The 11198-nt window shown below is 70.2% G+C and carries 10 protein-coding genes; 4 read left to right on the forward strand and 6 right to left on the reverse strand.

Annotated elements, in window-relative coordinates; all coding sequences use genetic code 11:
• Positions 1-6 precede the first annotated feature (6 nt).
• Positions 7-621: a type II toxin-antitoxin system PemK/MazF family toxin gene (locus AACX88_RS09630; RefSeq protein WP_339392788.1), complete on the forward strand. Its 615-nt coding sequence runs from the start codon at positions 7-9 to the stop codon at positions 619-621.
• Between the two features lie 158 nt (positions 622-779).
• Here the strand turns inward: AACX88_RS09630 and AACX88_RS09635 are convergent, their stop codons facing one another.
• Positions 780-2081: an APC family permease gene (locus AACX88_RS09635; protein WP_339392789.1), complete on the reverse strand. Its 1302-nt coding sequence runs from the start codon at positions 2079-2081 to the stop codon at positions 780-782.
• A 53-nt stretch (positions 2082-2134) separates the two neighbouring features.
• On the opposite strand from AACX88_RS09635, the gene AACX88_RS09640 reads away from it, so the two are divergent.
• Both AACX88_RS09640 and rpsT read left to right on the forward strand, forming a co-directional pair.
• Positions 2135-3094 carry a GlxA family transcriptional regulator gene (locus tag AACX88_RS09640; RefSeq protein WP_339392790.1) on the forward strand — a complete coding sequence of 320 codons (960 nt, stop codon included), beginning with the start codon at positions 2135-2137 and terminating at the stop codon, positions 3092-3094.
• Between the two features lie 225 nt (positions 3095-3319).
• Positions 3320-3580, forward strand: a complete 261-nt coding sequence (rpsT, locus tag AACX88_RS09645) for a 30S ribosomal protein S20 (protein WP_009377103.1) — start codon at positions 3320-3322, stop codon at positions 3578-3580.
• Positions 3581-3675: 95 nt separating this feature from the next.
• On the opposite strand, the gene holA is transcribed toward rpsT, so the two are convergent.
• The 5 genes from holA to AACX88_RS09670 form a co-directional block, all read right to left on the reverse strand.
• Complete coding sequence (gene holA / locus AACX88_RS09650; protein WP_339392791.1) at positions 3676-4659, reverse strand: DNA polymerase III subunit delta; 984 nt, start codon at positions 4657-4659, stop codon at positions 3676-3678.
• A 47-nt stretch (positions 4660-4706) separates the two neighbouring features.
• The gene (locus tag AACX88_RS09655) at positions 4707-7013 is read right to left on the reverse strand and encodes a ComEC/Rec2 family competence protein (protein WP_339392792.1); all 2307 of its coding nucleotides are present in this window, start codon (positions 7011-7013) and stop codon (positions 4707-4709) included.
• 94 nt (positions 7014-7107) lie between these two features.
• Positions 7108-7917, reverse strand: a complete 810-nt coding sequence (locus tag AACX88_RS09660) for a ComEA family DNA-binding protein (RefSeq protein ID WP_339392793.1) — start codon at positions 7915-7917, stop codon at positions 7108-7110.
• Positions 7918-8131: 214 nt separating this feature from the next.
• On the reverse strand, positions 8132-9007 hold the full coding sequence (locus AACX88_RS09665) for a DegV family protein (RefSeq protein WP_339392794.1): 876 nt from the start codon (positions 9005-9007) through the stop codon (positions 8132-8134).
• A complete protein-coding gene (locus AACX88_RS09670) occupies positions 9004-10311 on the reverse strand; it encodes a UDP-glucose dehydrogenase family protein (protein WP_339392795.1) in 1308 nt (435 codons plus the stop codon). The genes AACX88_RS09665 and AACX88_RS09670 overlap by 4 nt, the downstream gene beginning before the upstream one ends.
• Before the next feature lie 94 nt (positions 10312-10405).
• On the opposite strand from AACX88_RS09670, the gene AACX88_RS09675 reads away from it, so the two are divergent.
• On the forward strand, positions 10406-11101 hold the full coding sequence (locus tag AACX88_RS09675) for a hypothetical protein (RefSeq protein ID WP_339392796.1): 696 nt from the start codon (positions 10406-10408) through the stop codon (positions 11099-11101).
• The last annotated feature ends 97 nt before the right edge of the window (positions 11102-11198 follow it).

Below are 11198 nucleotides of genomic sequence, written 5' to 3' on the forward strand. Positions count from 1 at the left end.
ACTGGCATGAGCTGGAGATCGATCGTCAACCGCGCCGTCCAGATCGGCGTGCGCGAGGGCATGAAGTTCCTCAGGGAATCGCAGAGCAGGTCGCAGTCGCAGAAGGGGCCGAGCGGTGCCCCAGACTCTCGGGGCACAGACCGCCCCTCCCCGCCGCGCACCCAGGGTCAGTCGTCTGGCGGAAACGCGAGGACCACCTCGGACCGCCCGGACACGGCCGGCGGGTACCCCGGTGACTACCGCGGTCCCGTGCGGGTCAGCTACTCCCCCGATCTCGACGGGGACGCCGATCCCGGTGAGGTCGTGTGGGGCTGGATCCCCTTCGAGGAGGACCACACGCAGGGCAAGGACCGACCCTCGCTGGTCATCGGCAAAGACGGGGCGTGGGTGCTCGTGCTCATGCTCACGAGCAAGGACCACATCCCAGGCGGCATCGGCGAGGTCCGGTCGGACAACGGGGCCAGGTGGATGAACATCGGCAGCGGTGACTGGGATTCGCAGGGACGTCCCTCGGAGGTCCGACTCGACCGCATCATCCGCCTCGACCCGAACGGCATCCGCCGCGAAGGCGCGATCATGGACCGCGGGGTCTTCGCCCTCGTCGCCGCCGAATTCGACTGAGACGACCGTTCACGACTGAGCTGTCCGATCACGGCTGAGCAGTCCGATCACGACGGCGCAGTCCGAAGTCGACCGATCCGCCGGAAGTCGACTGCTCGGGCCGATCGTGAGCGCGGTCCTGTACCCCCACCGCATCACTCGGCCTGCGGGTCCCCCTGCTACCCGAGTCTCCGGGCCCTGCGCATCTGCAATCGACGCGTCGGCAATCGCCGACCCCGCACCCGCAGACCCACCGCGACGACGGCGAACAGACCGACCGGCACGAGAAGATGCCAGCCGGCGAAGGGCACGGCGATGAGGAGGAGGACGAACGCGAGGACCGCGACGAGACGCGCCCTCCCGGCGAATGTCCTCATCGCGGCCGCCGTGCCGATGAGATAGGTCGCGAGCACGAGGACCGCAGGGATGAAGACGAGGTCCTCGGCACCCCAGCCGAACACCGCGCACCCGATGAGTCCCGCCGCCCCGATCCCGGCGACGGTGAGCAGGGAGACCGCGGGCACACCTCGGCGATCGAGGACCGCCAACGATCGGGGTGCCCACCCGCGCTGGGCGAGCGAGAACCCCAGACGGGAGACCGACTGCGCGAAGGCGAGAGTCGTGCCGGTGCAGATGACGACGGCGGCCACAGCGACGACGGCCGCCGCGGCGATCCCCCATCCGGTCTCGACGATGAGCCCCAGGGAGACCCGGTCAACCGCGGCTCCCCCGTACGTGCCTGTGCCGACGACGGCCGTGGCGACGGAGAGATAGAGCACGGTGACGATGAGGACCGTGAGCAGGGTCGCCCGCGGCAGGGTCGTGCGCACGTCCCTGAACTCGGCGGAGAGGTGCGCGATCGCCTCCCAGCCGGCGAACGCGAAGAAGAGGACGACGACGGCCTGCCCGACCCCGGCGATGCCCGCCGGGGCGAAGGGAGCGAACGCCGCGGGGTCGAACTGTCCGAGCGAGACGATGACGACGGTGACGAGGATTGCCGCGACCCCGATCGCCAACCCCATCTGCACCCGCGCCCCGATCGCGACATCGGCTAGCGCCGCGGCCACGGCGAGGGCGAGGATGACGAGACCGAAGACGGGGGCGGCGAACGCCGGGAGGCTCAGCGCTGCGGCGAGGTAGTAGCCGGCGGTCAGGGGGACGATCGTCTGGCCGACGGCGACGGCGATGAAGTACCACCAGCCGGCGGTCGCTCCCGCAATCGGGCCGAAGGCGCGTTCGGCGTAGCTGGCGACTCCCCCGGCGTCGGGGAACCGGGAGGCGAGCCTGGCGAAGGTGAACGCGAGGGGAATCCCGAGGAGGGCGCTGATCAGCCACGCGATGAGCGAGGCCGGTCCGGCAAGGGTCGCGACCTGGCCGGGCAGGACGAGGACGCCGGCGCCGAGGATCGCGCACGTGTAGAGCGCAACGCCCTGACCGAGTCCGATGTGGGGCTGCACGCGGGAGGGGGTCTCAGTGGTCATGGCTCCCAGTCAACTCTCGCGCACCCCTCCTGCCCAGTGGCAGAATGGACGACATGCGCAAGAGTTCTGCCGCACATCGTGTCGTCCTCGCCCTCATGCCGGGTGCCCCGCTGTTCGAGCTCGCCGTACCGTGCGAGGTCTTCGGCATCGCCCGGCCCGACATCGTCTCCCCGTGGTACGACTTCACCGTCGCCGCGACCGAACCCGGCGCGGAGGTGGCCGCCGGTTTCGTCGCCGCCCGGGCCCACGGGCTCGAGGCGATCGCCGAGGCGGACACCGTCATCGTCCCCGCGTGCACGAACGTCCACGTGTCGCAGCCGCCGGAACTCGTGGCCGCGGTCGCCGAGGCGCATGCGCGCGGGGCGAGGGTCGCGGCGATCTGCTCGGGTGCCTTCGTCCTCGCCGAGGCGGGCATCCTCGACGGTCGGCGAGCGACGACCCATTGGATGCACGCAGACGAGTTCGCCCGCCGGTATCCGCGCGTCGAGGTCGATGCGAACGTCCTCTACACGTGCGACGGCACGGTCTTCACCTCGGCGGGGACGGCTGCGGGCATAGATCTGTGCCTCGAACTCGTGCGGCAGGATCATGGCACGGCTGCGGCGAGTGCGGTGGCCAGGCGGATGGTCACTCCCCCGCACCGGGTCGCCGATCAGGCCCAGTACGCGCTCGGTCCCGTCCCGCAGACGGCGGATGCCCCGCTCGGTGCGGTCACGGATTGGGCCAGAGACCACCTCAGCGAGTCGATCAGGGTCGCCGATCTCGCGGCCAGGGCGCATCTGAGTCAGCGGCAGCTCTCACGGAAGTTCCTCGAGGTCCACGGACTCCCGCCGGGTCAGTGGCTGGTGCGGGAGCGGATCCGGCTGGCGCAGGAGCTGCTCGAAACGACGGGCGACAGCGTCGAAGCGATCGCGGTGCGCACGGGCTTCGCCACCGCGGCAGGGCTCCGGGCGGCGTTCGCCGCGCAGGTCCACGTCTCCCCGAGTGAGTACCGGCGGACCTGGGCGGCGTGACGGGCGATGAGGATCACCCTTCCTCGGGCAGGCGGCGATTATCGATGGGCGCGGGCCCGCTGGTAGGATTGGGTCTCGTATCTTCATCATGGCGTGTGTCTCGCCGAGGTCGGGTGAAGATGCCATCCGCTGCGATGTCGTCGGAGTGTTTCCCCGCCGAGACGATACCTGTCGTACGGATGCGCCCTCACGACCATGCAGTACGAACACGAAAGAGTGTTGAAATTGGCTAATATCAAGTCCCAGATGAAGCGGATCAAGACCAACGAGAAGGCTCGCCTGCGCAACAAGGCAGTGCGTACCGAGGTTCGTGGCCTCGTCCGCAACGTCCGTGAGAGCATCGCTGCCGGCAACAAGGACGAGGCACAGCAGGCTTATGCTGTGGCCGCCCGGAAGCTCGACAAGGCTGTTTCGAAGGGTGTTCTGCACAAGAACAACGCTGCGAACCGCAAGTCGAAGCTGGCCAAGCAGATCAACGCTCTCTGAGTCGATGGCTTAAGGTTTGCCTGAAAGGGCCCGATCCGCTCAGCGGATCGGGCCCTTTCGTCATGTTCGGACAGGGTCTGCGGAGGGTGAGGGACCTAGCGGGTGCGCGAGAGGCGGCAGACCTCGGAGACGAAGGACTCGACTGCGTAGACGGGGTCGCGGCCGCCGCCTTTGACGGCTTCGTCGGCCTCGGCGGCGGCGATGAGCGACTGGCCGAGTGCGACCTCGTTCCAGCGCCTGACCTCCCGGCGGGCGCGGTCGACCTGCCACGGCGCCATCTTCAGTTCGGAGGCGAGCTCACCGCTCGACCCGGAGAAGCCCTGCACCTTCGCCATGCCGCGCAGCTTCATCGCGACGGCGGCGACGAGCGGCACCGGATCGGAGCCGGTCGACAGGGCATGCCGGAGCAGGCTGAGCGCGCTCTTGGCGTCCCCGGACACAGCGGCGTCGGCGACCTTGAAGCCGGTGGCTTCGACGCGTCCGCCGTAGTAGCGGTCGACGATCGCGTCGGTGATCGTGCCTTCGGTGTCCTCGATGAGCTGGTCGACGCCGGCGTTGAGTTCGGCAAGATCCGAGCCGAGAGCCGACATGAGCGCGGCCATCCCTGATTCGTCGATCTGCCGCTTCGCGGACTTGAACCGCGCCTGCGCGAACTTCGCCCGGTCGCTCTCGCTCTTGAGCACGGCGGCGTCGATGCGCGGGAAGCCGGCGGCGTCGAGCTTCTTGACCAGCTTGGCCCCGCGGTTGCCTCCGCCGTGGAGGAGGAGGACGACGGCCTCCTCGTTCGGGGCGTCGAGGTAGGAGAGCGCGTCGTCGAGGAACGCCTCGGAGCATTTCTCGACGGCATCGACGACGATGAGCTTCGCACTCGAGAACAGCGACGGGGAGGCCGCCATCTCGAGTTCCCCGCCCTGGTAGGCGGCGGCATCGAACTCGACCTCCTCGGGGTCCTTCTTCCGGGCGGCGGAGACGATGCGGTCCTTGGCCATGCGCACGAGCACGGACTCACCGCCGGAGATCATCACGACGGGCGCGGGCTTCGCCGAGCTCCACGGGATGAGGGTCTTCTTCGCTGCCATGTCCCCAGCCTATCGCCCGCCCGGGACACGGTGATGCGCGGTGCCGCTCAGCGTTCGCATCCGCGGGCCGTGCTGTACCGCCCCTCGGCGTAGAGGGCGATCGTCCCGCACAGGTCCGTGCGCAGCACCGGCACCGGACCGAAGGCGGACAGCGACTCCTCAGTCGGGTGCCCGTACCGGTTCTCCCCGACGGAGACGGCGCCGAGGCGGGCGCCTGCTCCCCGGTAGAAGTCCTCCGACAGGTCACCTGAGCCGTGGTGGGGTGCGATGAGCACGTCGACCGGTTGCAGGCTCTGTGCGAGCACGGTCTGCTCCTCCTCGCCGATGTCGCCGGGCAGGAGGACGCTCAGCCCGGCGAGGTCGATGCGCAGGACGACCGAATCCTCGTTCCGCGCGGCCGTCCCCGCCGGGGTGCCTCCCGGTGCACCCGACCCCGTGTCCGTCCCCGCCGAGGTGTCTCCGGGTCCACCTGCGCCGGTACCCGACCCCGTGCCCGTGCCAGGTCCCGACCCGGCCGTCCCTGCAGGGGCACGGCCTCCGGGCGGCCACAGCACCTCGGCTTGCACCCCGCCGAGATCGATTCCGTCTCCCCGGGAGAGGGGAACCACCTCGGCGCCGGTGTCCCGGACGATCTGTGCGACCTCGGGACCGCCTGCCGCGTTGGCGGAGACCAACAGCCGCCGCAGGGTCCGCGACCATGTCGTCCCCGCATACCCACCGCTGTGGTCGGCGTCGAAATGGGAGATGACAAGGTCGAATTCCGTGATCCCGCTTCCGTCGAGACACTCATCGACCGGTGCCGGCTCCTTGCCCGCATCGACGACGAGCCCTCGTCCTCCGCCGAGGTTGATGACCGCGGCCGAACCCTGACCGACATCGCAGACGAGCACGAGCCAGTCACGGGCAGGCCCCTTCGGACTGCCCGTGACGACGACCACCGCGCCGAGGGCGACCGCGAGGACGATGACCGGCAGCCCCCACAGCCGACGCCGCACGAGCAGCACGATGCCCGCAGTGAGGACGGCGAGGAGGACGAGCGCGATGATCGATCCCTGCGGCGGGTCCGGCCAGGCCAGGGACGCTCCCGGCAGTCGCGCGCACACCCGGGCGACGGCCACGATCCACCACGCACACAGGGAACCCAGCCAGGCCGCGGCATCGGCGATCACGGGCAGTCCGGGAATGCCGAGCAGCCCGAGACCGCTGCACACGAGAGAGACGAACCCGGTGATCGTCGCCGGCAGCACGGCCGGCGAGGCCAGGGCGTTCGCGACGACAGACCACCCGCCGATCCGCGGGTCGATGGCCACGAGCACCGGTGTGCACGCAAGCTGCGCGATGAGCGGGACGACGAGGGCGGTGAGCAGGATGCTCGGCACGCGCGGCCAGTGCACGCCCAGCCGTCTGAGCAGGACCGGGACAGCGAACATGATCGCGCACGTCGAGATCACCGAGAGCGCGAAGCCCACGGAGGCGGCGAGCATCGGCAGTGCCGTGAGCAGCAGGCTGACGGTGCCCGCGATGACGGCGACCGGGGCGATCCCGCCCCCGCGGAGGAAGACGACGGCGACCGCGACGGCCATCCCGGCGGCCCTGATCGCGCTCGGTTCGACACCGACGACGAAGACGTAGCCGAGGCACGTGAGCACTCCGATGCTCACCCGGGTGCGCGGTCCCGCACGGCAGGCGCCGGCGAGCAGTCCGGCACCGAGGCTGACGATCGTCACATTGGTCCCCGAGACCGCGGAGAGGTGGGTGAGGGAGACGGTGCGCATGTCCTCGACCATCTGCGCATCCTGCGGCGCGGTGTCGCCGATGACGAGCCCCGGCAGCAGGGCTCCCCCGTCGTGTCCGACAGCCGTCGAGTCGGCCCGGAAGCGGTCGCGCAGCTGCGCCCGCCACTGCCAGATGCGGTTGGGGGCGCGGATCACCGCCGGCTCACCGCGGCTGATGCGGATGCGGTCGAGGCGGTCGGTGCGCATGCGCACGTGCGCTCCCGCCGGCGGGGTGCCTGGGGAGAGCACTTCGGTGAGTCCGCCCGGGGTGAGCAGCGTCAGCCGTGACCACCCCGAGGGCCCGGGCGCGGTGGTGCCGATGACGATCCCCGTCGTCTCCGCGGGGCCGTCGGGTCCACGGGCCGCAGTGAGGCTGGCGAGCTGGATGCTCGCGAGGCATGCGAAGACGATGAGGCCGACGCCGAGGTGGTGGCGGGTGCGCAGGAGCAGGAATCCGATGATGCCGACGACCGGGGTGAGCAGCAGTGCCGAGGGTCCGGGGGCGAGCAGCGCGAGCGCCCACAGTCCCGCGGCGCAGGCGACGAGTCGCACGGACCCCGGCCACAGCGTCCCGGTCATCCTCGCCCAGTCGAGGGCAGCACGCCAGCGGCGCCGCACAGCCGAGCCGAGGTCTGACCGCCTTCCACTGTCGGCCGACCGCAGGGCTCGCCGCTCACCCGACCGTGACACGGTCCTTGAGGCTTTCGAAGGTCTTCGGGCCGATGCCCTTGACGAGGAGGAGGTCGTCGATGCTCGTGAACGGGGTCGCCTCCCGGTAGGCGATGATCGCCTCGGCCGTGACGGGGCCGACACCGGGCAGGGTCTGCAGGGTCGCGGAGTCGGCGGTATTGAGGTCGACCTTGGCACCGGACTCCCCCGGTCCGGCGCTCGATCCCTGAGAGCTGTCCGACGAGCCCTCCCCCGACTGGCTGCCTCCCGAGGAGTCGGGTGCGGAACCGGTCGGTGCGGGAGCGGGCGGGCTCTCACCGACGGCGGGAATGCGGATCTGCTCGCCGTCGGCGAGGACGCGGGCGAGATTGACCGCCTCGGCGTCCGCGTCGGGAGTCAGTCCGCCGGCGGCCTCGACCGCGTCGCGTACGCGTGACCCGCCGGTCAGGGTGACGACCGAGGGGTTCTCGACCTCCCCCGTGACGTGGACGACGACGTCGGTGGTCGGCGGTTCCCCATCCGCTGCGGCTTCAGTGCGTGCACCGGTCGATGCCCCGGCGGCCTCCGGTGCGGCAGGCTGCGACGTCGGAGCCTGTTCGGTCTCCGCCGGGCGGAAGACGTAGAACGCGAGGCCGAGCACAGCGATCGCGGCGATCGCCAAGGCGATGAGCACGGGCAGGCGGACGCGTCGGGGTTCGACGGGTTCCTCCTCACCCGAGGCATCGCTGGTGACGACGTCGCCGGGCACCCAGCCGCCGCGTTCGGCGCTCGAGGTGATGAGACCGGCGAACCTGTCGTCGGGAGACACAGCCATGCGCGCACGCTAGGCCTCCCGCGCTCGCCGTCGCCAGTGCCCGGATCGGGCCTGTGGAAACCGGGTGAGCGTCCACAGGCTCTGAGCACACGAGTAGAGCCGTCGTGCACAGGCGAGTGCACTCGAGTGCCGACGATCGCCGAGCTGGGCTCACCCTGACACGGTCACCACGTTGGGCAACCTCCCCGCCCGCGCAGCAACTTCCCTGACGTCCTCAGGGCGTCGTCTGCACCGTGATGCCCAGTGTGCCCGGACCGACGTGGGCGGTGATGATGGGTGAGAGCGTGCGGAAGCTCGGCGAGAATCCCCGTTCGGTGAGCTTCTCCTGGAGAGTGAGGACATCGGCGTCGTCGGGACGGCCGTCGGCCTGCTGGATCTCGACCTCGAGGCTGCGGTCGTCCGCATCCAGGTCTGCTGCCGCCTCGGCGACGATGAGGCTCATCCGCTCGAGCGCCTTCGCTCGGGTGCGCACCCGGGCGATCGGAGTGACGACCCCGCCGGTGAGCCCGAGCACCGGGACGATCTGCAGGGCCCGACCGAGCAGGGAGGACGCGGCGCCGATCCGGCCACCGCGACGCAGATGTTCGAGGTTGTGCGGGGCGAAGACGGTCATCGTCTCCGCCGCACACCAGTCGGCGACGGTGCCGGCGATCGAGGCGACGTCCTCACCTTGGGCGATCCCCGCCGCCGCGACGTCGACGGCCCCGGCCAGTCCCGCCGAGGTGGTGCGGGAGTCGACGACGTCAATGAGCACCGGCTGGTCGGCGGCCGCGGAGACCGCGGAATCACGAGTGCCGGAGAGCTCCCCGGACATCGTCACGACGATGATCGCCTCGGCGCCGTGGTCCATGAGGTCTGAGTAGGCGGCGGCGAACTGTCCGGGAGTCGCCATCGAGGTGCTCACCTCGGCGCCCTCATCCATCGCCCGGCACAGCTCGTCGACGTCGAGGTCGCCGTCGGTGAAGGACTCACCGGCGATGAGCACGGTGAGCGGGACGACGCGGAAGAGTCCGCCGGTGGTCTCCCCCAGCCGGGCGACCTCCTCGGCGCGCAGCTGTGCCGTGGAATCGGTGACGAGACCGATCCTCACGGACGCCCCAGCGCCCGATACGTCCATCCCGCCGCACGCCACTGCTGCGGATCGAGGACATTGCGTCCGTCGACGAGCACCCTGCCGGAAACCAATCCCGCGACCGCCGCCGGGTCAAGGTCCCGGTACTCCTTCCACTCCGTGAGCAGGAGCACCGCATCGGCACCCGTGAGCGCCTCGGTCGTGTCGGTGACGAAGGTGAGCTCCGGGAACGCCCGGGAGGCGTTGGCCACGGCCTCGGGGTCGGTGACCGTGACGACCCCGCCCTGCGTGCCGATGAGCCGAGCCACCGCAAGCGCCGGGGAGTCCCGGACGTCGTCGCTGTCGGGTTTGAACGCCGCACCGAGGATCGTCACCTTCTTCCCGATGAACGACCCACCGAGGGCCTCACGGGCGATGTCGACCATCCGCACCCGGCGGCGCATGTTGATCGAGTCGATCTCCTTGAGGAACGCCACAGCCTGATCGGCGCCGAGCTCCCCGGCCCGGGCCATGAACGCCCGGATGTCCTTGGGCAGGCAGCCGCCGCCGAACCCGAGTCCGGCGTTGAGGAACTTCCGCCCGATCCGGTCATCCATCCCGATCGCATCGGCGAGCATCGTGACATCGGCCCCGGAGGCCTCGCAGAGTTCGGCCATCGCGTTGATGAACGAGATCTTCGTCGCGAGGAACGAGTTCGCCGCGGTCTTGACGAGCTCCGCGGTCGCATAGTCCGCGACGAGCCGCGGCGTGTCCGCGGCGAGCATCGGGGCGTAGACCTCGTCGAGAGCCGCGGTCGCCGTCTCACCGGCAGCGCCGTCGGGCACACCGTAGACGAGGCGGTTGGGGTGGAGGGTGTCCTCGACGGCGTGTCCCTCGCGGAGGAACTCGGGGTTCCACATGAGCACCGCCCCGGACGGCTGGACGAGTCCGGCGAGCCGGGCGGCGGTGCCCACCGGGACCGTCGACTTGCCGACGACGACGGCGCCCGGGCTCAGGTGCGGCAGGAGCGAATCCACAGCCGCATCGACATAAGTGACGTCGGCGGCGAACTCCCCGGGCTTCTGCGGGGTGCCCACGCACACGAAGTGCACGCGCGCCTCGGCGGCATCGGCGATGTCGGTGGTGAAGTCGAGGCTGCCCTTGTCCTGGGCGCCCAGCAGGAGGTCGGCGAGTCCGGGTTCGAAGAACGGGGGCCTGCCTGCGCGCAGGGCCGCGATCTTCGCCTCGTCGACGTCGACGCCGACGACCTCGTGGCCCAGTGACGCCATCGCGGCCGCGTGCACGGCTCCCAGATACCCACAACCGATGACCGAGACCTTCACCCGCACACTCCCCGCTTCGTCAGAGCAATTTCACGCACACTATATGCCACCTGCTTGCACGATATCTGGAGGCAGAAACAGTACGCTTGGATTCGTGAAGCGTTTCCTCGATTTCCTCACCAATTCGACGGCTGCGGTGGTCCTCTCGGGCCTCGTCGTCGTCGGACTCGTCCTCCTCCTCATCCCCCCGCTCCACCCGTTCGCGTGGGTGATCGGCATCCTCGTGTGCCTCGGCGCGGCCGCTGCCCTGCTCATCTTCCACGGCGAATGGCGTCGGTCGCAGGCCCAGATCGATTCCCTGCGGCAGGCCCTGAGCACCGAACGCGGACGCCTCGACGCCGTGGGGCTGACCCCCGTCGACGAGGAGGTCGCCCAGATCCCCGATGAGACCCGCGCGCAGCGGATCCTCGCGCTCCTGCCCGACGAGGACGGACTCGTCCAGTCCCTGCGCCTCGACGCGACGTTCGGCACGCTCGCCGTCGACGAACTCGCCCCTCTGCACACGTTCCGTGAGGAGTTCGCGAAGTCGAGCTTCGACAACCCCCGTTCGCACACGGCGTTCATGAACCTCTACCGGGCAGCCGAGGCGCTGTCGATCTGGGTGAACGAGGAGACGCGGGCGCTGTCCGACGACGACACGCAGCGCGAGATCCGGCCCGGCGACACGCGCGAGGGCGGCTGGCGCGAGTACACCGAGGCCCGCAGCCGCGGTGAGGGCCTCGGCGACCGCTTCGTCTCCGCCCGCTGGGAGTTCAAGCAGACCGCGCTCGAGCTCGGCCTCGTCGCCTGAGACGAGCGCCGTCAAGGCATTAGCCGTCGGGGCAGCCCGACTGCACCTTGACGCACAAGCCCACAATCACAGACGACCCCGGCCATGTGGCCGGGGT

The sequence above is a fragment of the Brevibacterium metallidurans genome (assembly GCF_037101285.1).
Taxonomy (GTDB): Bacteria; Actinomycetota; Actinomycetes; order Actinomycetales; family Brevibacteriaceae; genus Brevibacterium; species Brevibacterium metallidurans.

What these genes read in the sequence shown, in the direction of transcription:
- holA (WP_339392791.1), bottom strand. Translation starts at nt 4,659, where the DNA reads ATGGCAGCGAAGAAGACCCTCATCCCGTGGAGCTCGGCGAAGCCCGCG.
- AACX88_RS09635 (WP_339392789.1), bottom strand. Translation starts at nt 2,081, where the DNA reads ATGACCACTGAGACCCCCTCCCGCGTGCAGCCCCACATCGGACTCGGT.
- AACX88_RS09630 (WP_339392788.1), top strand. Translation starts at nt 7, where the DNA reads ATGAGCTGGAGATCGATCGTCAACCGCGCCGTCCAGATCGGCGTGCGC.
- AACX88_RS09640 (WP_339392790.1), top strand. Translation starts at nt 2,135, where the DNA reads ATGCGCAAGAGTTCTGCCGCACATCGTGTCGTCCTCGCCCTCATGCCG.
- AACX88_RS09655 (WP_339392792.1), bottom strand. Translation starts at nt 7,013, where the DNA reads ATGACCGGGACGCTGTGGCCGGGGTCCGTGCGACTCGTCGCCTGCGCC.
- AACX88_RS09660 (WP_339392793.1), bottom strand. Translation starts at nt 7,917, where the DNA reads ATGGCTGTGTCTCCCGACGACAGGTTCGCCGGTCTCATCACCTCGAGC.